The sequence below is a fragment of the Uliginosibacterium aquaticum genome, assembly GCF_012972705.2.
GTDB lineage: Bacteria > Pseudomonadota > Gammaproteobacteria > Burkholderiales > Rhodocyclaceae > Uliginosibacterium > Uliginosibacterium aquaticum.
This window is the reverse complement of record NZ_JABCSC020000001.1, coordinates 136,990-161,133: the sequence shown is the minus strand read 5'-3', so window position 1 is coordinate 161,133 and position 24,144 is coordinate 136,990. Positions and strand designations below refer to the sequence as shown.

The following is a 24,144-nucleotide window of genomic DNA, read 5'->3' as shown; positions in this document are numbered from 1 at the left end:
AGCCCCCGCCGCATGAGAGCCTTACACATCCAGATCGCGTTCGGCGGCAAGAGTCGTTTCGCCGCGCGGGACTATTACGAACACCCGTCTTCGGGCGATACCCTCTTATCCCCCACTGCGGCGCGTAATCAGCGTGCCATTTGGGATGAGGATGTTTTTCGCGACCGCTTTGGTTTCGATGCGCCTGCGGAGCAGAGGCAGGACGTCATAGACCTGCAGTGTCATTGGGATTTGACCAACAAGGAGATCACCGCGCTCTATACCGGGGGGTGCCTCACCCTCGGCAAAGGCGCGGCAACCCGGCTGTCCGCCCGCATCGCCGCCTTCGCTTGGGGGCACTTCTTCCTTGTGAGCGCTGTTACGTGTGCCGCGCTGGCCTCGTTCCGACTACAGCCATTCTCGGCGAACACTCCAACAAGAATGTCTTTGGCATTTTCTCTGTGCGGAATCGCCGTGTTCATGCTCTGGTTTGCTTCACGTATCGGCTTTGAACCTGTCGGAATATTGAGAAAACGCGGCTTGAAACTCGGCCAAAGCTGGATACTTCCGAAATACAGCCGCGATGGCTCGCCGCTTCACACAGACCAAGAACAATGAACGCAGTAGAAATCGAATCAGCAATCTCTGATCTGGCGATTGAGCCCTTCGACCGGGCCGAGTTTCCGTACGCCTTCCTCGCCGCTTTCGGCAACAAGGATACGACGCTCAAGAAGCTGCGAGCTGGCAACAACAACGCTTCGGATTTGCCGGGCGCGGTGCTCCTGCGTAACAACATCCATATTTCCGTTTGCGATCCAGGCACCGTGGGCGAAGCCCTCAAGGCTTTGCGCGCCAGCCCGGCCACCGCAAAGGCCAAGGCCAAGTTCATCCTGGCCACTGATGGCCAGAACCTTGAGGCCGAAGAGCTGGCCAGCGGCGAAACCATCGCCTGCGCCTATGCTGATCTGCCGAATCACTTTGGTTTCCTCCTGCCGCTGGCGGGCATCTCCACCATCAAGGAGATCAAGGACAACCCCATCGACGTGCGCGCCACCAGCCGCCTGAACAAGTTGTACGTCGAGCTGCTGAACGAAAACCCGGATTGGGCCAAGGAAGAACGACGCGCCGACATGAATCACTTCATGGCGCGTCTCGTGTTCTGCTTCTTTGCCGAAGACACCGATATCTTCAATGGCGAAGGCGTGTTCACCCAGACCATCGAGCAGATGAGCGAGCGCGATGGCGGCAACACCCACGAGGTGCTGGAAGCCATCTTTCGCGCGATGAACATCAAGCGTGCGGATCGTGCCAACGCCGAGCCACGCTTGCCAGCTTGGGCCGACAAAAAATTCCCCTATGTGAATGGCGGCCTGTTCTCCGGCAGTACCGAGGTGCCGCGCTTCACCCGCATGGCGCGCACCTACCTGCTGCACGCAGGTGGCCTGAACTGGCGGGAGATCAATCCAGACATCTTCGGCAGCATGATCCAGGCAGTGGCCGACGACGAAGAGCGCGGCTCCCTGGGCATGCACTACACCAGCGTACCGAACATCCTCAAGGTGCTGAATCCCTTGTTCCTGGATGAATTGCGCGCACAGCTCGAAGCGGCAGGTGACAACAAGGCCAAGCTGCTGAATTTGCGCAAGCGCATGGCGCGCATCCGCGTATTCGACCCGGCCTGCGGCTCGGGCAACTTTCTGGTCATCGCTTACAAGCAGATGCGCGAGATTGAGGCGGAAATCAACCGTCGCCGCGACGAGCCGGATCTGCGCAGCGAAATCCCGCTGACCAACTTCCGTGGGATCGAGCTGCGTGACTTCCCGGCCGAGATCGCGCGCCTGGCGCTGATCATTGCCGAGTACCAGTGCGATGTGCTGTATCGCGGACAAAAGGAAGCGTTGGCGGAATTTTTGCCGCTGGATGCACAGAACTGGATTGTGTGTGGCAACGCGCTGCGGCTGGATTGGTTGAGTATTTGTCCGCCTACGGGCACTGGCGTGAAGGTGGTGGCCGATGATTTGTTTGGCACGCCGCTAAATCAGTCAGAAATCGATTTTGCGAATGAGGGTGGCGAAACGTACATCTGCGGGAACCCGCCATACAAAGGTAGCAACTGGCGAACACCTGAGCAAACAGAGGATCTTGGCCAAATTCTTGGTCCTAAATGTGACGGCTGGAAAGCACTGGACTATGTGGCCGGCTGGATTCTCAAAGCCGCGGAATACAGCGCTCGCTCGCCTTGCGGTACAGCCTTTGTTACTACAAATTCAGTTTGCCAAGGAATTCAAGCATCGGTTTTGTGGCCGCTTGTCGCCGAGCTAGGTCAGGAAATTTCTTTTGCTCATACGTCATTTAAATGGGCCAACTTAGCTAGCCACAACGCCGGTGTATCAGTAATTGTCGTTGGCTTATCTTCCTCCCCTGTAAAAGACAAATTTTTGTACGAAGCTGGTGCTTCCGGAGTAGCGAGCGTCCGTCGAGTTGAGCAGATAAACGCTTATCTTTTAAATGCCAAGAATGTTTTTGTGACTGCGGCGAAGGTACCTCTGTCGTTCGACTCGCTGATTACCGATGGCAGCGGCGCCTTAGATGGTGGGAACCTCATATTGTCAAGTGACGAATACCGGGCGCTGATGACGGACTCAGGCGGTGCGGCTGAGCGATTTGTACGCCCTTATCTCGGGTCGAGCGAGTTTATTCGTGGCATGCCCCGCTGGTGTTTGTGGATTGAGGACGCAGACGCCTCCATTGCAGCAGGCGTTGCTCAAATAGCTAAGCGCATTGACGCTGTTCGGAAATTTCGAGCAAGTGCAGGAACACGAGCACAGACAGCAGTTAGTCGGCCTCACAAATTTGCATGGACTAACAAGCAACGAGGTCACCAGTTAATTATTCCAACCGTCTTTTCGGAAAGGCGTGATTACATCACGGCAGGGCTATTGGATGATCGCCATATCGTTAGCAATGCCGCAAGCATTGTGCAATCTCCAAAGCCACACGTTTTTTCAATTATCTCTTCAACAATGCATATCGCTTGGGTGCGTGCGGTAGCTGGCAGGCTCAAAACTGACATTAGGTATACGTCGGCACTTTGTTACAACACCTTTCCAGTGCCGTTGCTCACCGAGCAGAATAAGGCCGACCTCACTGCCTGTGCCGAAGACATCCTGCTGGCCCGCGAAGCGCACTTCCCCGCCACCATCGCCGATCTGTATGACCCGGAGAACATGCCGGACAACCTTCGCCGCGCGCACGAGCGTAATGACGAGGTGCTGGAGCGCATCTACATCGGCCGTCGTTTCAAGAACGATACCGAGCGGTTGGAAAAGCTTTTCGAGCTGTATACAAAAATGACTGCGGCAGCGGCCAAGGCTGCGCCTGCTACAAAAGCAACCAGGGGGAAAAAGCGTGAGTGAAAACATCGGAAATCCGACCAATGCCTATACCGTGCCGTCGGTCTCCATTGCAACAGCGCGAACCGGCGCTTCCAGCAAGGCCAATGAATTGGGCATGCGCACGATGCAGGAACGCGCCTATGCCAAGCGTGGCGAGCAATACCTGCTGATCAAGTCCCCGCCGGCCTCGGGCAAATCGCGCGCGCTGATGTTCATTGCGCTGGACAAGCTCAACAACCAGGGCTTGCAGCAAGCCATTGTGGTAGTGCCGGAGCGCTCGATTGGCGGCAGCTTTGCGGATGAACCCTTAAGCGAGCACGGCTTCTATTGGGATTGGCAGGTGGCCCCCCAGTGGAACCTGTGCAACGCGCCCGGAGTGGATGATGTGAAGGTGGCCAAATCCAAAGTCAAAGCCGTGGGCGAGTTTCTTGCCAGCGCTGACAAGGTGCTGGTGTGCACCCATGCGACGTTTCGCTTTGCAGTGGAAGAGCTGGGCGTGCATGCGTTCGACAACCGCCTGATTGCCATCGACGAATTCCACCACGTTTCCAGCAACCCGGATAACAAGCTGGGCAGCCAATTGGGCGGCTTCATCGTGCGCGACAAGGTGCATCTGGTGGCGATGACTGGCTCCTACTTCCGTGGCGACAGCGAAGCCGTGCTGGGCCCGGCAGATGAGGCCAAGTTCGAGACGGTCACTTATACCTACTATGAACAGCTCAACGGTTATCGCTGGCTCAAGTCGCTGGATATCGGCTACTTCTTCTACACCGGTGCTTACGTGGATGCGGTTAACAAGGTGCTGGACCCGGCACTGAAAACCATCGTCCACATCCCGAACGTGAATGCCCGCGAAAGCCTCAAGGACAAGCAACGCGAGGTGGATGAAATCATGCACGGCCTGGGCGAATGGAAGGGCGTCGATGAATCGACGGGTTTCCATCTGGTGCAGACCCGTGATGGACGCACCTTGCGCGTGGCTGATCTGGTGGATGACAGCGATGCGGCCAAGCGCTCCAAGGTGCTCGCCGCCCTGAAAGACCCTGCGCACAAAAACAACCGCGATCATGTGGATGTGATCATCGCGCTGGGCATGGCCAAGGAAGGCTTTGACTGGATCTGGTGTGAGCACGCGCTGACCATTGGCTACCGCAGCAGCCTGACTGAAATCGTGCAGATCATTGGCCGCGCTACCCGCGATGCCGATGGCAAGGAACGCTCACGCTTCACCAACCTGATCGCAGAACCTGCTGCCGAACAAACCGCCGTGGCCGAGGCGGTGAACGACATGCTCAAGGCAATTTCGGCCAGCCTGCTGATGGAGCAGGTGTTGGCGCCGCGCTATGAGTTCACGCCCAAGAACGCAGGCCCGCAGCCAGGCTTTGAATACGAAGGCGGCTACAAGGAAGGCGAGCACAACGTCGGTGTGAACACGGCCACAGGTGAGATTCATGTGGAGATCAACGGGCTGGTCAAACCGCAAAGCCCGGAAGCCACACGCATCTGCAAAGAAGACCTGAACGAAGTCGTGACCAGCTTCTTGCAGGACAAAACCACGGTGGAGCGTGGCCTCTTCGACAAGGAAAACACCTTGCCAGAAGAGCTGACTCAACTGCGCATGGGCAAGATCGTGCGCGAGCGCTACCCGGAGCTGAGCGAAGAAGACCAGGAAGCCATTCGCCAGCACGCCATTGCCGCCATGAACATCACCCAACAAGCCAAGCTGGCGCTGGCTGAAGCGGATGCGAACGGCACAGCACAAGGCGGCTCGACAGCCTTGCTGGATGGCGTACGCAAGTTCGTGAATGTGCGCGACCTGGACATCGACCTGATTGACCGCATCAACCCCTTCGACGCCGCCTATGCGGTGCTGGCGAAGGCTATGGATGAGAAATCCCTGCGCCAGGTGCAGGCGAGCATTGCAGCCAAGAAAGTGAGCATTCCGGAGGAAGAAGCGCGTGATCTGGCCAAGCGCGCTTTGCAATTCAAGAAAGAGCGCGGCCGCCTGCCCGACATCAATTCGGCCGATGCTTGGGAAAAACGCATGGCTGAAGGTGTCGCGGCATTCGCGCGCTATGTTGCGCAGATCAAGGCAGCGCAGGCGCAGGGAGAGTCCGGCAATGGTTGATATGGATGATGACGAACTGCTGAGTGCGCTGGGTGTAGAGGCTGTACCGCTCAAAACATCCAGCCGCACCCCGCAAGAAGAACGCATCATCGCGGGCTTCGAGGACATCCTGCGCTTCTACGAAACGCACAAACGCCCCCCGCAGCATGGCGAGGGGCGGGACATCTTCGAGCGGCTGTACGCCGTGCGCCTGGATCAGCTGCGCAAGTTGCCAGAAGCGCATGCCCTGCTGGCTGATCTGGATGCGCCGGGCTTGTTGAGTGGTGCGGCGGTGGCCGTGAGTGTGGATGATCTGGATGAAGATGCGCTGCTGGCCGAGCTGGGAATAGAGGCTGAGCCTGCCGACCAGAACGACATCACTGTGCTGCGCCATGTGCGATCCAGCACTGAAAAGCGTGCAGCGGAAGAGATCGCAGACCGCAGCGCCTGTGCAGATTTCGAGAAGTTCAAGCCGCTATTTGAGCAAGTCGAGCGGGATATGAAGTCTGGCGTGCGGATCACTCGGCGCTATGGTCGCGACACCAGCATTGTCGGCGGAAACTATTTCATCATCGGCGGGCAGCTTGCCTATGTGGCCGAAGTGGGCGAAGAAATCCGGGCGCCAAACGGCGAGAGCGATGCGCGCTTGCGTTTAATCTACGCCAACGGTACAGAGAGCAATCTGCTGCGCCGCTCGCTGCAACGGGCGCTCTACAAGGACGACACAGGCCGCCGCTTGACCGATCCGGACATGGGGCCGCTGTTCGCCGCAGAACCGGATGCAGCGACGCAGTTTGGCGACACGCTAGAACCCGATGACATCGAGAGCGGCACGATCTACGTGCTGCGTAGCAACTCCACCCATCCCTTCATCGTCGAGCATCGCGAGCTGATCCACAAAATCGGCGTCACTGGCGGCAGCGTTGAAACCCGCATCGCCGGGGCGGAGAAGGATGCGACTTACCTGCTGGCCGGTGTGGAAGTAGTCGCCACCTACAAGCTCCACAACCTGAACCGCAGCAAGCTGGAAAGCATCTTCCACCGCCTGTTCGGCGCAGCCCAGATCGACCTGACCATCGAAGACCGCTTCGGGAACCCGGTGAAGCCGAAAGAATGGTTCCTGGTGCCATTGCAGGTGATTGATGAGGCAGTGCAGCGGATTCGGGATGGGTCGGTTACCGGGGCGGAATACGATTTGTCTTCGGCTAAATTAGTGTGCCAGCGATAGCTATGTCGGCCGTTCATGTGCGGAGCAAACCGGATTTTTTTGAAATACGCTCACTTATTTCGATGCACTAACTGTTGAGATAAATCGGTGGCATGTAGTTACGAGCGGGTTCTCACCGCCAGTAAAAACAAAGGGTCGGCATGGACGTCAACGAAAACTCTGTCAGGGTGCTCACGGAACAAAAGGATGTTGCTGCATTCATAAGCGACGTCATATGTGCAGCAGACAGTGACAAGAAGGCTCTCGGGTTTTTCTCACGCAGTGTGTATCCGGAATACTGCCGACACGGAAAGCTCTTTGTAGCAACGGTGCGTATCAATGGAGATGAGCGCTATGCGGGTCATCTTTTATTTGATGTCCGCTTTCCAAAAGCTCACGTTCGACAAATATTCGTATCCGAGCCGTACCGAGGGAAGAAAGTCGGCATAGCTCTTTTAAACACGTTGAAGAGCGCGCTAACTGATGCTCAATTCATTTCAATCCATGCCCGAGTAGCGGAAGACCTCAAAGCGGCCAATGCATTTTGGGAGGCCCATGGATTTTATGCGCAAAGAGTAGAGCCTGGCGGAGCCAGCCGGAATCGCACCATTGTAGTCAGGGCTCACGAGCTAAATACGCCACAACTTTTCTCCTCAAGCGGGATTAGTGCAGCCGATCCGCTTGGATTGGATATTGCCGAGGGGACAGCGAAGCCGCTTTATCTCTTGGATCTGAATGTACTTTTTGATCTCGGACCTCGGCGGCCTCGGCATGAATTGGCCATGAATGTTTTTCGAGCGCAAAGGATGCAAGCATGCTCGTTAGCCATCAGTACCGAAATCGACACTGAGTTAAATCGGACGGCACGAGACGGCAAAACAGACCCTATGCTCTCTTTTGCTGCAACATTCGCGAAATTTGCGACTCCGCCAGAGAGCGAATGGCAGCGGTTGTTTCCTGCTCTTGCTGAGATAATATTTCCCGAACGACATGCATCTGACTCTCTGACAAAAAACGACAGCTCGGATCTTAAGCACCTAGCGACAGCTATTTACCATAGACTTCCTGGGATTATCACTAGTGACGGTCGAATTCTTGATCGGGCGACAGATCTCAGAAAACTGTTTGGGTTGGATGTCATTTCTCCGGAGCTTTTTCAAGTTGATCCAGAGAGCGCAACTGAAACAGCAATTCACCGATCCCACGCTAAAAACATAATTGAAGTGCATTCGGCGTCGCCTAGTGACACACCTGAAATTCATGAGATGCTGAGAGAGCTTGGCATTGATGTGGCAACTCAAGTTAACGAGTGGGCTTCAACGGAAGCCCAAAGTACAGCCTGTTTTAGACAGATAGCTCGTTGCAACGGAAAAATAGCTGGATACCTTGTGTGGCCAGTAAACATTCGATCCTTCGACATTCGAGCGCATGTCGCCATTGCAGAAGATCAGCCAGGAGCGCATGAAGTAGCTCAAGCCTTATTGAGCAACATTACTGGAACCATTAGATCAGGGGACGTTGGGCACATACGACTGAGGTGTCCTCCCCGTCAGGTTGTTCTTCGGGAAGTAGCAGGCTTGTTTGGTTACATGGCGTCATCAACGACTCCGACCGACCTACAAAAAATCGTATTCAAAAAACGGCTAACCCCTAAAAACTGGGATCATTCAAGAGAGTTTCTTAAAAACGCTTGTAAAATTTCTCTACCAGAGCAACCACCAATCTTTCGACATATTGATCAGCAAATTTCAGTTACTAGGGCTGATGGCCAGAGAGTGCTTGTTCCTATCTTTAGGCTTGAAACCCTGTTGGCGCCAATGATATTTGGCCTTGCGGGACGCGAGGGTGTAATGGTCCCCATTCGGAAACAATTTGAAGAACACCTGCTGTCCGAATCCCCCCAAGCATCATTGCTTCCAAGCAGCAAAGCGCATCTTTCTCAGCAGCGCCACTATCTGAGTGACAAAAAAACGCTCAAGAATTTCAATCGCGGGGATATGATGTTCTTTTACGAGCCCGCCAAGAATGGTGGCGTAGGGGCTGTCATTGCCCTTGGGCGCGTGCTTCGAGCTTATCTGCGGGAAGAAGCTGCCATGCAAGCTGACGACTTGGCTCCGTCTGTTCTTAATAGCAATCAGCTCTCCGCCATCGGTAAATCAAAAACGAAAACCATTACGGTATTCGATAACATTTTACGCCTGCCGCGGCCAGTCTCAATGTTCGATTTGAAGGCAATGGGCTGTGGAAATCCCCATCAACTAATTACGACTCAACGGCTATCTGCTGACCAAGTTCAGAAAATTCTAGAAAAAGGCCTCGGATGAAACATACTCAGCATGTGCTCATATCACTAGAAGAGCGCCATGCCAACAATATTATTGGCGGGACAAAGAAGGTTGAATTAAGGCGCAGAACTATGCACATAGAGCCGGGAGCCATCGTCTGGTTCTATGTAAAAAAGCCCGTTGGAGCAGTTGTTGGATATGCGACAGTTGGCACGACATACTCAGCAGCCCCAAGTACCGTATGGCGAAAGTTTGGAGCTGTCTCTGGCCTCAAAAAATCAGAATTTACAAGCTATTTTGACGGAGCCTCAAAGGCTTCAGCTATGTCAATATCAAACCCAAAGAAATTAAAAACATCTATCTCCCTCGATGAATTGAGAAAAAATGCGCCAGGCTTTCAGCCCCCTCAGTTTTACTGTCGGCTAGAGATGGGTACTTCGCTTTTATTTGCGCTTAATTCTAAATTTGAACAAAATATGTAATTCTGGCTATGCCTGAGGTTCATTTCAGATAGAGGCATTGATCGATACGGTCGATTTGTCACTCATAGAGCGTCGCCCCAAAGAGGGCGAATTCCTAGCATCGCGCTATGGAAATTTCGCTCACCCCAGAACAGCAAACCGACCTGCAAACATTCGGCCGTCGATTGGCCACACTGCGCAAGCAACGCGGCTGGTCCCAGGAAAAGCTGGCGCTGGAAAGCGGCTTGGCACGCAGCTACCTGGGAGGGGTTGAGCGTGGGCAGCGGAATATCGCCCTCCTGAATATCCTCAAGCTGGCCCGCACTCTTGAGTGCGACCCCGGGGAGCTATTCCGCACTTGAAGCACCGTTCAAAGGTGCCGTCGCCAGCATTGCAGGAGCAGGCCACCATAAGTGACATTTCAAGCAGAAGCCGCTAAATTCTGGCGGTCGCCATCCTTGCTTGCACAATGTCCTCGACTCGTCGCTTTGACGCCCTGGATCACCTTACAGGCTCGCAGCTATCAACGCTGATGATGCGGTACTACGCCGGCGAGCCGGTTCGCGTACTGCTCCAGGAATATGGGGTTCAGTGCGGGCCGGGAAATTTGTGGCGCCATTTCCCCGCGATCCCGACAGGCGAGCAGTGTCCTGCCTGTGGTGCAGCACTAGTCGAACGATTTAGCGGGCGAACCGGCGGCTCCAGTCGCGGCCAGCCAGTCAGCAGATGTACAGCTTGCCGACATCGAGAAGCGCATGATTGTGGATGCGCATACTGCGTTGCTCGCCGCGAAGAGTATCGGCAGAAAGCTGAACGACAGCGACGCAAGGCTATCGCTGTGTTTTGCGCGGACCGCTGGGATTACGCAACTCGCGCCATATCCCCCGAACAATTGTCGGCAAGAACGGCGTTTGCGCTGCTCTGCGTGGTCCGCAGTGGTGGATGGCTTGGTCCAGCAAGAGTAGGCGCCTTGAGCAATGAGCACCCGCGCTTTGCTCCCTTTCAACTCGATTTCAGCAACAGTATCCCGCTTATAGTAATCAGCAGCCAGTTGGCTGCTCCTTCGCCAGACTCCCCTCTCGAAGCCTTTCCCGACGATACCGCTGGCAATTTATCCTGGAGTCAGGAGCGCGTGCATTGGCAGTTGCTGATGCAAGACCCTCCTGCCTTTATTTATGCACTTGAACAGATCATTACAAAACGAACTTGGCCCCACGGTTGGATAGCTGAGCTGACAGATGTGTGGCTTGAGCTTGCAATTGCAGAATGCGTGGAGTTTTGTATTGTCAGCGCATTCAAGAAGGGGCTACCTACGCCTTGCGATGTTGCATTAACAGCGCTGCTCAAAAACCTTCTTCTGGATTACTCGGTATCACAAGTATTCGAACTGCTCGGCGCCAGCATCGACGACGCTGCGGATTTCACAGAGCGCAAATACATTTCGCAACAGCGGGCCGAGAGTTTCATGGTCGGAGCATGCCAGCGCCGCGCAGACTTGGCTCGTGCAGAAGGAGCAACCATCAGGGGCCTACCGCGAGATCCCATGCTCGGTCGAACCCAGGCCAGTCACGTCCTTCATGATGTTTTCTTCGGGCATGGGGAGGCTGGGTTCTTTAGCGCAATTCCTCGCGCATAGAGCTGCCGCGCTTCGCTTGCCTTCTGACTTGTGCCGCTTCGCGGCTCAAGTCCAGACCATGCTCTAGCAGCCTTTCGGTTTTAAATTTTGAGCAAAAAAACCCATGGCGGCGCCCGTCATGGGTATGTCCACATAACGTAAGTTGCGTACTTACGCGTCTATGCAGGTTTCTTGTTAGCTTTTGCGTACTCAGCCGGTAACACGCAGTTAGCGAGATATTCCTCGTAGGTCCCGCGGTAATCCACGACCTCGCCGTTTTCCTTGAGTTCAAGAATGCGGGTAGCCAGAGAATCGACGAACTCGCGGTCGTGCGAGACGAAGATCAGGGTGCCGCCAAAGTCCATTACGCCGGAGTTCAAGGACTCGATGGATTCCATGTCCAAGTGATTGGTCGGCTCATCCAGCAGCACTACATTCTTGCGCTGGAGCATGAGGCGGCCGAAGAGCATGCGGCCTTGCTCGCCCCCGGAAATCACCTTGACGGATTTCTTCACATCATCGCCCTTGAAGAGCAGACGGCCGAGCGTGCCGCGAATCAGGGTTTCGGCGTCGTCGCCTTCATAGCCACCTTCGCGCACATAGCCCGAGATCCAGTCGGTAAGGTTCTCGTCGACTTCGAAATCCTTGGCATGATCCTGTGCGTAGTAGCCGAGCTTGGCCTTCTCGGCCCACTTGATCGTGCCGGAGGTCGGGGTGAGCTCGCCTACCAGCAGCTTCATCAGCGTGGTCTTACCGACACCGTTCTCACCGATGATCGCCACACGGTCGCCCGCATCAAAGGTAACCGTGAGCTTGTTGATGATTTTCTGGCCCGGCTCGTAGCCGAAGCTAAGGTTGTCGATCTCCACCGCCTGACGGTGCAGCTTCTCTTTCTCGTCGAAATCGAAGCGGATCCACGGGTACTGGCGCGACGAGGGCTTGAAGTCTTCGATCTTGATCTTCTCGATCTGCTTGGCGCGGCTGGTCGCCTGACGCGCCTTGGACTTGTTGGCCGAGAAGCGGCGCACAAACTCCTGCAACTCGGCGACCTTTTCCTTGGCACGCGCATTGTCACGCGACTGCTGCTCACGCGCCTGCTGGGCGGCCTCCGTGTAGTCATCCCAGTTGCCGGGGTAAGTCTGGATGCGGCCGTAGTCCAGGTCGGCCATATGCGTACACACCTGATTCAGGAAGTGGCGGTCGTGGCTGATGATGATCATCGTGCTGTTGCGATTGTTCAGCACGTGTTCCAGCCAACGGATGGTGTTGATATCCAGGTTGTTGGTCGGCTCATCGAGCAACAGGATGTCCGGATTCGAGAACAGCGCCTGGCACAGCAGTACGCGCAACTTCCAGCCCGGCGCCACTTCACGCATCAGTCCGGTGTGCTGGCTGGTTGGAATACCCACACCCAGCAGCAACTCGCCAGCGCGCGCCTCGGCGGTGTAGCCGTCGTATTCGGAGAACTGATGCTCCAGCTCCGCCGCGTGCATGTAATCGTCTTCAGTGGCTTCAGGATTGGCGTAAATCGCATCCTTTTCCTGCATGCAGGCCCACATCTGCTCGTGGCCCATCATCACCACGTCCAGCACTCGCACATCTTCATACGCGAACTGATCCTGGCGCAGGAAAGCCATGCGCTCACCCGAATCCAGCGCCACGTTGCCAGCCGAAGGCTCCAGCACACCAGCAAGAATCTTCATGAAGGTCGACTTGCCGGCGCCATTGGCTCCGATCAGGCCGTAGCGGTTGCCGTCGCCGAACTTGATCGAGACGTTTTCAAACAGGGGCTTGGCCCCGAACTGCATGGTGATGTTGTTGGCGATAAGCACGACAGGTGTTCCTGGAAATCGGCTGCCCGGAGGGGCAGGCAGCAAAGCCTCCTATTCTAGCGCAGCACAAAAAAACCCGACAGCTCAAGCAGTTGCCTGACTTTTTGATCTGTTGCCGAAATGCAAAACAAAGTAATAAATGAAAAAAATGATGCGATTAATCAATTCCATAACCAGAGGGTATCGGTGTAGGATTTGTTCCTACTTGTTACCGGAACCAAAACCAGTGACAAGTCCGGACCGTCTGGCGACGGCCAGACAACAGCAACCAAGGATCGCAGCCAGGGCAGCGCCCGGACTGACCATCCATGAAGGAGACTCAAGATGCATCGTTCGATCAAACCCGCAGCCGGCGCGCTGCTCCTCAGCCTGATCCTGGTCGCCTGCGGTGGCGGCGGTGGTGATGATTCAGGTAGCAGCACGACAACGCCGGCAGCTTCCAGCGCTGCAGCTTCCAGCAAGGCTGCCTCCTCCGCTGCAACAGCGACCTCTTCGACCGCTGCTGCGACCTCTTCGACCGCTGCTGCCGTTACGCTCTTCCAAGCCTCCGATCTGGATGCGGACAGCTGGTTCTGGTTCAGCAATGGCAATGCAATCAATTATCTGGTTGGTGAAAGCGACAGTTGTGTAGCAGGCTCCGCTTGCTCTCTTGATGCGAGCAAAGCCGCAAACAGCGGCGAATTCATTTTCGGTTACAGCAGCACGCTAGCCACACCATCATCGACAAGCTGGAACTCGGGCCTCACGCTCACATCAACCGGAGTTACATATACCAAAACAGGCGCTCTGGTTGTCCCGAAAGCATCCTCCGCCGGCGGCGCTGACGGCGGCAGTGCTGTTTTCAAGCTGAGCAAGCTGAGCTCATTCTCCGCATTTATCGCAACGACTGGCAGCCTGTACTACGCGGTTGATGTATCGGCTGATGGCAGCGCCTGGACTGAAAAATACACGGCAGGGACTACTGCTATTCGTTCCAAGGGCGAATCCACGGAAGACATCGGAGCCAAAGCCGGCACCTCAGCTTCGACGGTTTATGTTCGGATTCGCAACTTGGGCACTGGTGGTCTCAACATAATGGGTGTCAAGATCGTTCAGTGATACTTTGACTCATTCTCGTATAAGGCCCCGTCCTCGAACGGGGCTTTTTATTGCAGTCAGGGTCACTCAACCTCACCCCACTTCGCCATCAAACGATGCGCCACCCCCAGCTGATCCAGAATCCGCGCCACCACGAAGTCCACCAGATCCTGCAAGGTCTGAGGATGGTGGTAGAAGCCGGGATTGGGCGGCAGGATCACGGTGCCCATCCTCGATAGGCGCAGCATGTTTTCCAGGTGCAGGGTGGAGAATGGCGCTTCGCGCGGCACGATCACCAGCTTGCGACCTTCCTTGAGGCAAACGTCCGCCGCACGCTCGATCAGGTTGCTCGACAAACCCGCCGCCACAGCGGCCAGCGTGCCCATGGTGCAAGGACAGATCACCATCGCATCGGGTGGATTGCTGCCGGAAGCGATCGGCGCAAACCATTCTTCCCGGCCGTAAACCACAAGCTGCCCCTCCGCTGCGGCAAAGCGCGCTCGCAGCATCGCCTCGGTTTCCCGCGTGGAGCCCAGCTGCAGATCCATTTCCTGTTTCGCCACGATCTGCGCAGCCTGGGTGTAGACCACCTGCACACGGCATCCCGCAACCAGCAGGGACTCGATCAGACGCAAGCCATAGGGCATGCCGGAGGCCCCGGTGAGGGCGACAGTGATGGTTTTCATGGTCAGGGCAAGAAGTGAGAGTCAATCGATCCTAGCACTGCAGGCTGCGGGGTCAATCCAGCACAGCACGCGACAGCTAAACCCGGAGCCTTTCCTGCCGTAAAACGAGACGTACCCTATTCGAACCCTGCGCCTCCATGCTCGGCAAACTGATCACCGCCTTCCAGCACTGGTTGGACGACACTCCCGCTCCAGTCGCTTCGCGCGCCAAGCCCACCACGGCTTCCGCAAAAGAAGCCGGTGCGCCTATCCCCGAGATAGCGGCACGCCCCCTGCCTGCCGGCATGACGGTGGAGGCCGAACCAGTGCTGGTACATCGCGAAGTGCTCGATGAAGCATTGGCCGTACGCGGTGTGGAGTTTTTCGTGCGCGGCGAGTTGCGTGACAAGATCCAGACCCAGCGGAATGCCGCGCGCCGTTTTCTCGATGGCGTGCTGGTGGATCAACTCGCCAGTTTGCGCCACACGCCGATGCGGCAGCGTCAGGCCTGGGTGCAACTCTCGGAGTTGAGCTTGATGCGTTTGGGCACCGGCAAGCTGCCGGCACGTGCCTGTGTGCTGCTGCTGGCCGATGACACCGGCCAGCCAGCCTCGGCAGATCTGCGCGAGGCAATGGGCGCCATGCAGGATGCCGGTCACGAGGTGTGGCTCGATGACGTGATCGGCAGCCCCTGGTGTCACAGCCTGCTCGGACAAGCCAGCGGCGTGACCCTGAGACTCGCCCTGCGTACCCCCTTCGAAGCGGATGCACTATTCCGGGAGGTGCGCGAACTGCAGCCGGGCATCCGGCTCGGCGCCTGGGATGTGAACACTCAGGAAGACTTCGAGCTGGCGCGTCGCCTGCGCTGCACACGTTTCTCCGGCGCCTTCGTGACCCGCCGCGAGGACTGGGGCGGCAATGAACTCTCACCGCAGATGCTCACCGTGGCCTCGTTGATCAACCAGATCCAGGAGGAAACCAATCTGCGCGAAGTAGCGCGGGTCTTGAAGCAGGACATGGCCATGTCCTACCGCCTGTTGCGTTACGTAAATTCAGCCGCTCACGGCCTGAACCAGCAGATCGCTACCATTGAGCAGGGGCTGCTGATACTGGGCCAGGCGCAGATGGATCGCTGGCTGACCCTGTTGCTCCTCTCCGGCGGTGCAATGGGCGATACCGCCCTGACCGAAATTGCGCTGACCCGCGCCCGCTTCCTGGAACTCGTCGGCAGCTATCGCCTGCCGCCCGAGCAATGCGAGAAGCTGTTCGTGCTGGGCCTGTTCTCGATGCTTGATGTGGCCCTCAAAGTGCCACTTGAAACCGCCGTGAAGCCTTTGCGCCTCGCCGAACCGCTGAACGCCGCCCTGCTGCGCCACGAAGGCGCTTACGGCATGTACCTGTCGCTGGCTGACGCCTGCGAGCGCGGCGTGGCGTCGGAAATCGCACGCTACGCGCTGATGCTGGGACTGACCAGCAACAAGGTCAGCGCACGCCAGGTAGAAGCGATCAACTGGGTGGCCGAAATTGCCGCCCAGCCGGCCCTGCGCGCCCGGCAGTAAAAACCGCTCAACGCCCCGAGGCTGCGCCTTTAGGACTACCCAGTAACGACGCTCACAAAAAGCTACGCCGGCACAAGCCGGCGCACATTTCTACTCAGCCCGCCCGGCCCGAGCCTGGGGCCACAGACTGCTCAGTGCAGCTTCTCGGGCGCGCCGCAGCACTTCTTGTACTTCTTGCCGCTGCCACAGGGGCATTCCTCGTTACGGCCCGGCACATCCTCGGCACGGATCGGCTCGCGCGAGGCATTCACCACCTTGAGGTAACGCCGCCAGAACACGTAGAGGTACTGCAAACCTGCTACCAGCAGGCTGATGACTTCGTCACGCTCGTTTTCGGTGAGCGGATGGCCGGGGGACTTCTCGCCGGTATCGAACGCGGCGATCAGGTTGAGCACCGCCACGCACTCTTCGTCTTCTTCCAGCGCATCCCAGTACTGGTCTTCGAGCCAGTCCATGCCATCACGAAAGCCGCGCGCCCAGCCTTCGGCCAGCGGCCAGCCACTGTCGAGCGGGTCTTCGAGATAGGGGAAATACATCAGCTCGGAGCCTTCACTGGCTGACACGCCGGACCAGTCTTCGCGGAAGCCGGCCGACACGCCGTTCCAGTGGCGGATCAGGAGCTCGAAGACTCGGCGGGTATCTTCCTCGCTGATCTCGCCGTCCTCTTCCTCGCCCAGCACCACCGGCAGCCACTCACTCGGCAGGATGGTCTCGGGGCCGATGATCAGGGCGCAGAACAGGCCATCGAGTTCCTCAATCGCGCAGGAGCCGGGATAACGGTCCAGCAGCGTGTCGAGCTCTTCAAGTTCGTCGTCATTCAGCGGAGTTTCAAGCTGGGGTGCAGTCATGGCAGGTACCGGAGAGTCAATAGCGTATTGTCGCCTACAACAGGTTCGATCGGCCCGGATTTGTCAGGCTTTGCTCGGAGCCGTGAGCCCCATGGAAAGATAGATGCTGGAGAGTTGCTCGACACCCATATCCGCCGGCTTTACCCATTCGGCCGGCACATACAGCAGGCCGCCACCGATCGGGATCGGCGCAGTCGGCACCAGCACCGTACGGTAGGGCTTGCCGCCCAACTCGATGATCGCCGGATTGGGCATCAGGGCCAGTACAGCCGTGCCGCCCTCACCACCGAAGAAGCACCACACCGGTTTCATGGCCGCCAGATCAGTCTGCTGCTTGCGATCGAACATGCCGACGAAGCGATCCGTGGCGTCATACAGCGTGCCGATCAGGGGCAGGCGCTTGACGCTGCGGTCGATCAATGCCCGCAGGTGGCGGCGCAAGCTGGTCTGCACCACCAGGCCAAGAGCAAACACCACGCTGAGCAACACCAGCACCCCGAGCAGATAGGCTTTCCACTCGTTTTCCACCATCTGCAGGCCGATTGCCGAGAACAGGCCGCCGATGATGCTGCCCGGCCCAAGCAGTTGCTTGATCAGATTGGCGACCCAGCCCAGCATGATGAAGGTGAGGATCAGTGGCAGCGAGGCCAGCAGCCCCGCCAGGAAGGTATTCAGCGGCGCCTTCAGGATGCGTTTCATTGGCCGCCCTCGAAGAGATCCGGCGCACCGCTGCTCGGCTGCACCAGTCCGAAATGGCGCCACATCACCGGCGTGGCGACGCGGCCACGCGGCGTGCGCTGCAGATAACCCTGCTGGATCAGATAGGGCTCCAGCACATCTTCGATGGTGTCCGGTGCTTCGCCGATGGCTGCGGCCAGATTGTCCAGCCCGACCGGGCCACCACCGAACTTCTCGAGCATCGCGCCGAGCATCTTGCGGTCCATCAGATCGAGGCCAAGGTGATCTACGTCCAGCATCGACAGAGCGGCATCCGCCACCAGCTTGGTGATGCGGCCGTCGGCCTTGACCTCGGCATAGTCACGACAACGCCGCAGCAGACGGTTGGCGATACGCGGGGTTCCGCGCGCACGGCGGGCGATTTCGAGCGCGCCTTCATCCTCGATCGCCACACCGAGCAAGCCGGCCGAGCGGCTGACGATGAAACCCAATTCCTCGGGCGTATAGAACTCCAGTCGCGCATTGATGCCAAAGCGGTCGCGCAGCGGGTTGGTGAGCATGCCGGCGCGGGTGGTGGCGCCGACCAGGGTGAAGGGCGGCAGGTCGAGCTTCACCGAGCGCGCCGCCGGGCCCTCGCCGATCATGATGTCGATCTGGTAGTCCTCCAGCGCGGGATAGAGGATTTCCTCGACCACCGGTGAGAGGCGGTGGATTTCGTCGATGAACAGCACGTCGTGCGGCTCAAGATTGGTCAGCAGCGCGGCCAGATCTCCAGCGCGCTCCAGCACCGGGCCGGAGGTCTGGCGCAGGTTCACGCCCATCTCGGCGGCAATGATGTGCGCCAGCGTGGTCTTGCCGAGGCCGGGCGGGCCGAAGAGCAGGACGTGGTCGAGCGCTTCCTGGCGATTCTTGGCAGCGTGGATGAAGATTTCGAGCTGCTCGCGGATCTTCTGCTGGCCCACATATTCGGCCAGGCGCTTGGGGCGCAAGGCGCGCTCGATGGCGTCTTCCTGCGGCGTGGTGGTCACGGCGGAAACGATGCGCGGCGCGCCTGTGCCCTGAATCTGATCTGTTTGAATCATGACGAGGAACATAGCACAGGGCACAGGGCTGGCGTACTCTTGAAAATCAGCACGCAAGGAAGACCATCATGGGATTACTCGACTGGTTCCGCCAGAGCACCCCCAGCGTCGGCGATGAACGCCTGTCCCCCGATCTGATCGACAACACCATTGCCTATCTGGTGAAGATGACGGATTCACGCCTGACGCTGGTGCCGCGCTACTACGAACGGCTCAGCGGGCCGGTGCGCATCTGCCTGGAGTTCCTGATGGCGCGCCGTGGCGACATGCCGGCCGTGCATGACGCTACGGCCCTCGCCTGGTCGCTGGACCCCTCATTGCACGCATTCTTCGGCGCCGCCGACAGCATGCAGGAAGTGTTCGGCAGCTGCGACGCCCTGCGCAATTACGCAGCCCAGAGTTCGCCGCTCGATCCAATCTATGCCGTGCTCGCCATGGAGTACGAAGAGAACCGGCATTTCGGCGTCGGCATGCAGGGGCAGATGGTGGTGCGCGATGTGGCGCAGACCGCGCTCTCCTTCCGCCAGCCGCGCCTGCGCCTGTTTGCCCGCACAGAACAGGATCTGTGGCGCAGTGTGGCCCGCCGCCTGCTCGATGAGCTGGCCGTCACCGCACTGGAGCACATGGAAGGCGAGCAGGCCCAACGCCGCGAACTCGCCGAGCAGCGCCAGCTGATCAGCGCCCGCCTCGCCACCTTCCGCCAACGCGGCGCCGGGGCGGATTCCTTCCTCGGTGGGGATGGCCTGCTGGTGAGCAACGATGACTCGCACGCCTTGCTGCAGAAGCTTGAGGAGAATGAAGCCGAACTCGCCGCCCTCGGGGGCTCGGAAGACTTGCTGGAGCGCCAGCTCGGCTATCTGGTGGAAGTACTGACCGAGCCGGCCAAACACCTGCAGATCGAACGGCGCACGGTGCGTCTCGATAGCATGAACGTGGTCTGCGAAGGCCACAGCGGCGAGGAGGTTGAATTCGGCGTGGTCAGCTTCACACGCCAGTTGCCGCAACGCCGCGCCTTCCTCCCGCTGCGGGTGGATCGCAGCCTGATCGGTGAGGGGCGCAAGCTCAAGCTCGACAGCGCCGAACGCTGGCTCTGATCACACAGAAAAACACCGGCAGGCCCGCATGCAAGGGGCACTGCCGGTGTCAGCCTCAGGCCACGGGCCGATGCTCCGGCGTGGTATTGATGAGGTGCGCCTGCGGGCTCTGGCTCAGGGCCAGATAACGCTCGTACTGGCGCAGTACATCAGCGATCACTTCCTCACGACGCAGATACTCGATGGTGTAGCCGCTGCGGCCGTCCGCAAAGAAGGTCAGCGGCGCCCAGGTATGGCGACGCTCGCTCGCCGGCAAACCGGTTGCATTCAATGCGAAGGCTGCCAGCGGGCGTGGCACAGGACGCACCCCGTACACAAAGTCGCGCAGGCTGGCTTGCGGCATCACCAGCGCGCAGGCGCCATCCGCTTCGTGACGGAGTTCCGCCGCACAGCCCTTGCTACGCATTTCAGCCGCCACCTCCTCCAGCGCCGGGAGCACCAGCCGGGTGATGAAGTGCTTCACGTCATACTCGGTTGGCTGGTGCAGGATCTGATCCAGCCGCTGCTTCCAGTGCAGGCCATTCCAGAAGGAACTGGCAGGGGTGAATTTCTGCTGCGCATGGCGATGGTCCGCCGCCAGCCCGCGCCACAACGAATACACCAGCAGCAGCATGATCACCGCAAAGGGCAAAGCCGCGATCAGGGTCATGGTCATCAAGGCCTTCTGGCCACCGGTACCCATCAGCACGGCGGCTGTCACGCCCAGCAACACGGCCCAGAACAGACGCTGCCAGACCGGTGAGGGGCGATCACTCCGGGACGAGAGCATGTCCAGCATCAACGCTCCAGAATCCGCTGAAGTCACAAAGAACACACTGATCAGCAGCAGCGCCACTGTCGAAGTCAAGAGCGGTAGCGGCAGATAGTCGAAGAAGCTAAACAGCAGCGCATCGACGTTGCCTGCTGTAGCAGAAAGCGCCCCCTGGGCCACATTCATGTCAAACCAGATCACCGAATTGCCGAACACCGTCATCCACAGGAAGGTGAACACACTGGGGATCAGCAGCACGCCGGCGATGAATTCGCGGATCGTGCGGCCGCGCGAGATGCGGGCGATGAATAGACCCACAAAGGGTGACCAGGACATCCACCAGGCCCAGTAGAGAACAGTCCAGCCTGTCAGCCAGCCTTCGCTGTTAGCCTGCGCATAGGTGAAGTTGCGCAGGCTGAGGCTGGCAAAGTTGCCGAGGTAATGCCCCAGATTGTCGCCAAACGCCCCCAGCAGATACTGCGTTGGGCCCGCGAACAGCACGAAGAGCATCAGCAGCACAGCCAGCACCAGGTTCAGCTCGGAGAGGCGCCGCACGCCCTTGCCCACGCCGGTCGCCGCGGAAATGCCGGCCAGGACGATCACCCCAGCAATCAGGCCCAGCTGCACAGCAAAACCACTGGTATCCCAGCCGGTCAGGCGATGAATCCCGGCAGCCAGTTGCACCACGCCCAGGCCAACCGAAGGCGCCAGGCCGAACAAGGTGCAGCACAGCGCGAAAATGTCGACTGCATGGCCCGCCGGCCCGTGGATACGCTCGCGCAGGATCGGGTAAAGACCGGAGCGCAACGACAATGGCAGGTTGTAGCGGAAGCCAAAATAAGCCAGCACCAGACCCACCGTGCCATAAATGGCCCAGGCGCCGAAGCCCCAGTGCAGGAAGGTACTACTCATAGCCTCGCGCGCGGCCAAAAGCGTTCTGCCCTCGCCCAGCGGTGGTGAAACGAAATGCTGTAGCGGCTCCCCGACACCGTAGTACATCAGACCGATGCCCATGCCAGCGGCAAACAGCATCGCCAGCCAGGAAGGGAAGCTGAATTCCGGCTCGGATTCATCGCTACCCAGCCGGATCTTGCCATAAGCACTCAGCGCAATCCCGAGCAGGAAGATCACGAAACCGGACACGGCCAGAATGTAAAACCACGAGAAACGTGTTGCGATCCAGCCCTGTACGCTGCTCAGAAAAGCTTCGGCTCCGGCTGGATCGCTGCCACAGAAGATCAGCAGGCCAATGATCAAAACCAGGCTGGGTAATAACACGGGCAGGTTGAAAGTGTGGAAGGGCGCTCGCACTTCACTCATCTGATTCTCCTGTCATGGCACGCAAGCAAGCGCTGTCAGCTACGGACAGAAACAGCATGAAACTTGCGGCAGGGGATGCGCGCTGCGCGGCGCACAGAAACTGCTCAACTAAAGATGTTGGCAGGCATGCAGTGGACAACAAAAATGCAAAAAGCATCCATCAACAAGTCATCCATGTCTTTCATTAAAGACACAAGGGCGACGCGGAGAGTTCCCCGGGCATGCCTGCCCTGTGTGTCAGAGTGTGAATCAGACCGCAGCGAGCCGCTCCAGACACCAGCCCCCGCCACCTTCGAGGCGCAATGCCTGCTGATGGAAGGCCAGCAGGCTACTGCGATGCCCGACGCTGATCAGCGTGCTCTCCGGCAGGCGCTCACGCAGCAAGGCATACATGGCGTGCTCAAGGCCTTCGTCCATCGCCGAGCTGGACTCATCCATGAAAATCACGGCGGGCTTTGCCAGCAGGGCGCGGCCGATGGCCAGGCGTTGCTGCTCACCCAGCGAGAGAATGCGGCTCCAGTCAGCCTCTTCATCGAGTCGTTCGATCAGATGGGGAAGCTGACACTGACGCAACACCTCGGCGGCATGCTCATTGACGAGTGCTGGCGCCGGGTAGAAGAGCGCGGCGCGCAGCGTACCGAGAGGCAGATAAGGCTTCTGCGACAGGAACAGCACGGCACGCCCCTGCGGCCGCACCACCTGCCCCGCAGCAAACGGCCACAGCCCCGCCATAGCTCGCAGCAGGGTGGTCTTGCCCACTCCGGAAGGGCCGCGAATCAGCAGGGATTCGCCGGCAGCCAGGTCCAGGTCAAGATCCGCAAGCAGCACCTGCTGCGTCGTTGAACGCACCGTCAGCGCGCTGACGGCCACCCGCGCACCATCGCTGCGGATTTCCACTGCCGGCAATGCTGCGGTCTGATCGATGACATCCAGAAAACCGCCGAGGCGCGCCAGCACTGCCCGATAGCTGGCGAACTCATCGTAAGAACTGCGAAAGAAGGACAGCGCGTCCTGCACCTGGCCGAAGGCCTGCGAAGTCTGCATCAGGTCGCCCAAAGTGATCTGCTGCGCGAACAGCCGAGGCGCCTGGATAATGATCGGAAAGACCACCGCCAGCTGGCTCACAGCCAGGTTGAAACCCTGCAGTTTGAGGCCACGAAAGAGCAGATCCCACATATTGCGGATCACGCTGGCGAAGCGCTGCAGCAGGGTGCTGCGCTCAACTTGCTCTCCCGCATAGAAGGCAATGCTTTCGCCATATTCGCGCAGGCGGATCAGGGCGTAGCGGAAGTCGGCGTTGAAGCGCTCGTTCTGGAAAGTCAGTGCGATCAGCGGACGGCCGATCCAGATTGCCAGCCCGGTGGCCACAGCCACATAGATGTAGACCAGAAAAACCATCGCGCGCGGGATTTCGAAACCCAGCAGAGCCAGCGCGCCGGACAAGCCCCACAGCATGAGGGTGAATTCGATCAGGGACACGATGGCCTCCAGCATGCCCAGCGAAAGCTTCAGCGTGCCTTCGACGAACTGGGTGACATCCTGCTGGATACGCTGATCCGGGTTGTCGATCTGCTCCGCCAGATACTGGCTGCGATGATAGGTCTGGCCGGCCAGCCAGCGCTCCATCAGGCTCTCGCTCAGCGCTGCGCGCCAGCGGATCTGGAAGGATTCGCGCAGATAGGTGGTGAACAAAGCACGCGCCACATGCAAAGCGGCCAGCACCCCGAATACCCCCATCAGGAACCAGAAAGGCTTGGCTTCCAGCTTCTGCATCGCGGTATAGATGCCGTTGTACCAGAAGGAAAACAGCACATTCATGCGCACCGACACCAGGGTCAGCAGAACCAGCAGCACCACCATCGCCAGTGGCCGCCAGCTGCGGCGTGGATCGAACCAGGGCCAGGCGATCCGTTTAACCTGCCGCCCCCAGGCGCTGCGCCGAGCCAGCCACAACACGATGCCACCGAACACCAGCACGCTGATGACGAAGGCCTTGGCCAGCCACAGCGCGCTATTGACGAGTTCCTGATTCCAGTCCATCTGCATCCCCGAATATGAAACGCCTTAGAAGCTGTTCACGATCTGTAGCGAGAGGCCGTCAGCAGGGTGACGAGCAGTACAGGAACCAGCGTTTATGTTGATAAATGAGGATTCCGAGCAACGCATGAGCCCTCTCAGTGATCAATGAG

Annotated in this window: 18 protein-coding genes; 11 read left to right on the top strand and 7 right to left on the bottom strand. The window is 58.4% G+C overall.

The features are described 5' to 3' along the window. The first annotated feature begins 12 nt into the window (after positions 1–12). The 8 genes from HJ583_RS00750 (at position 13) to HJ583_RS00715 (ending at position 11,070) form a co-directional block, all read left to right on the top strand. Positions 13–597, top strand: a complete 585-nt coding sequence (locus tag HJ583_RS00750) for a hypothetical protein (protein WP_170019645.1) — start codon at positions 13–15, stop codon at positions 595–597. Then, positions 594–3,395, top strand: coding sequence for a class I SAM-dependent DNA methyltransferase (locus tag HJ583_RS00745; protein WP_170019643.1), 2,802 nt, complete (start codon positions 594–596; stop codon positions 3,393–3,395). Before HJ583_RS00750 ends, HJ583_RS00745 begins: the two co-directional genes overlap by 4 nt. Further along, complete coding sequence (locus HJ583_RS00740) at positions 3,388–5,502, top strand: DEAD/DEAH box helicase (RefSeq protein WP_170019641.1); 2,115 nt, start codon at positions 3,388–3,390, stop codon at positions 5,500–5,502. Before HJ583_RS00745 ends, HJ583_RS00740 begins: the two co-directional genes overlap by 8 nt. After that, positions 5,495–6,709 carry a GIY-YIG nuclease family protein gene (locus HJ583_RS00735; protein WP_170019639.1) on the top strand — a complete coding sequence of 405 codons (1,215 nt, stop codon included), beginning with the start codon at positions 5,495–5,497 and terminating at the stop codon, positions 6,707–6,709. The genes HJ583_RS00740 and HJ583_RS00735 overlap by 8 nt, the downstream gene beginning before the upstream one ends. Positions 6,710–6,849: 140 nt before the next feature. Beyond that, positions 6,850–9,012, top strand: coding sequence for a GNAT family N-acetyltransferase (locus tag HJ583_RS00730; protein ID WP_170019637.1), 2,163 nt, complete (start codon positions 6,850–6,852; stop codon positions 9,010–9,012). Continuing rightward, complete coding sequence (locus tag HJ583_RS00725; RefSeq protein ID WP_170019635.1) at positions 9,009–9,455, top strand: transcriptional regulator; 447 nt, start codon at positions 9,009–9,011, stop codon at positions 9,453–9,455. The genes HJ583_RS00730 and HJ583_RS00725 overlap by 4 nt, the downstream gene beginning before the upstream one ends. 107 nt (positions 9,456–9,562) lie before the next feature. Next, on the top strand, positions 9,563–9,796 hold the full coding sequence (locus HJ583_RS00720) for a helix-turn-helix domain-containing protein (protein WP_170019633.1): 234 nt from the start codon (positions 9,563–9,565) through the stop codon (positions 9,794–9,796). Positions 9,797–10,404: 608 nt separating this feature from the next. Further along, positions 10,405–11,070, top strand: coding sequence for a hypothetical protein (locus HJ583_RS00715; protein ID WP_170019631.1), 666 nt, complete (start codon positions 10,405–10,407; stop codon positions 11,068–11,070). A gap of 158 nt (positions 11,071–11,228) precedes the next feature. On the opposite strand, the gene HJ583_RS00710 is transcribed toward HJ583_RS00715, so the two are convergent. Continuing rightward, positions 11,229–12,881, bottom strand: coding sequence for an ABC-F family ATPase (locus HJ583_RS00710; protein WP_170019629.1), 1,653 nt, complete (start codon positions 12,879–12,881; stop codon positions 11,229–11,231). 324 nt (positions 12,882–13,205) lie between these two features. Between HJ583_RS00710 and HJ583_RS00705 the strand changes: the two genes are divergently transcribed. Beyond that, positions 13,206–13,979 carry a hypothetical protein gene (locus HJ583_RS00705; protein ID WP_170019627.1) on the top strand — a complete coding sequence of 258 codons (774 nt, stop codon included), beginning with the start codon at positions 13,206–13,208 and terminating at the stop codon, positions 13,977–13,979. A gap of 62 nt (positions 13,980–14,041) precedes the next feature. Here HJ583_RS00705 and HJ583_RS00700 read toward each other — a convergent pair whose 3' ends face one another. Next, complete coding sequence (locus tag HJ583_RS00700; protein ID WP_170019625.1) at positions 14,042–14,644, bottom strand: flavin prenyltransferase UbiX; 603 nt, start codon at positions 14,642–14,644, stop codon at positions 14,042–14,044. Positions 14,645–14,781: 137 nt separating this feature from the next. Here HJ583_RS00700 and HJ583_RS00695 point away from each other — a divergent pair, with 137 nt between their 5' ends. After that, the gene (locus tag HJ583_RS00695) at positions 14,782–16,182 is read left to right on the top strand and encodes an EAL and HDOD domain-containing protein (RefSeq protein ID WP_170019623.1); all 1,401 of its coding nucleotides are present in this window, start codon (positions 14,782–14,784) and stop codon (positions 16,180–16,182) included. A 131-nt stretch (positions 16,183–16,313) separates the two neighbouring features. Here HJ583_RS00695 and HJ583_RS00690 read toward each other — a convergent pair whose 3' ends face one another. The 3 genes from HJ583_RS00690 to ruvB all read right to left on the bottom strand — a co-directional run bounded on the left by HJ583_RS00690 (position 16,314) and on the right by ruvB (position 18,790). Then, positions 16,314–17,030 carry a UPF0149 family protein gene (locus tag HJ583_RS00690; RefSeq protein ID WP_170021280.1) on the bottom strand — a complete coding sequence of 239 codons (717 nt, stop codon included), beginning with the start codon at positions 17,028–17,030 and terminating at the stop codon, positions 16,314–16,316. 63 nt (positions 17,031–17,093) lie between these two features. Beyond that, a complete protein-coding gene (locus tag HJ583_RS00685; protein ID WP_101942077.1) occupies positions 17,094–17,729 on the bottom strand; it encodes a DUF502 domain-containing protein in 636 nt (211 codons plus the stop codon). Further along, positions 17,726–18,790 carry a Holliday junction branch migration DNA helicase RuvB gene (gene ruvB / locus HJ583_RS00680; RefSeq protein ID WP_170019621.1) on the bottom strand — a complete coding sequence of 355 codons (1,065 nt, stop codon included), beginning with the start codon at positions 18,788–18,790 and terminating at the stop codon, positions 17,726–17,728. Before ruvB ends, HJ583_RS00685 begins: the two co-directional genes overlap by 4 nt. Before the next feature lie 68 nt (positions 18,791–18,858). Here ruvB and HJ583_RS00675 point away from each other — a divergent pair, with 68 nt between their 5' ends. Next, entirely contained in the window at positions 18,859–19,884 is a 1,026-nt protein-coding gene (locus tag HJ583_RS00675; protein WP_170019619.1) for a hypothetical protein, read from the top strand. Between the two features lie 55 nt (positions 19,885–19,939). Here HJ583_RS00675 and HJ583_RS00670 read toward each other — a convergent pair whose 3' ends face one another. Both HJ583_RS00670 and HJ583_RS00665 read right to left on the bottom strand, forming a co-directional pair. Continuing rightward, complete coding sequence (locus HJ583_RS00670; protein WP_170019617.1) at positions 19,940–21,955, bottom strand: BCCT family transporter; 2,016 nt, start codon at positions 21,953–21,955, stop codon at positions 19,940–19,942. A 249-nt stretch (positions 21,956–22,204) separates the two neighbouring features. Then, a complete protein-coding gene (locus HJ583_RS00665) occupies positions 22,205–23,995 on the bottom strand; it encodes an ABC transporter ATP-binding protein/permease (protein ID WP_217423224.1) in 1,791 nt (596 codons plus the stop codon). Positions 23,996–24,144: the final 149 nt, after the last annotated feature.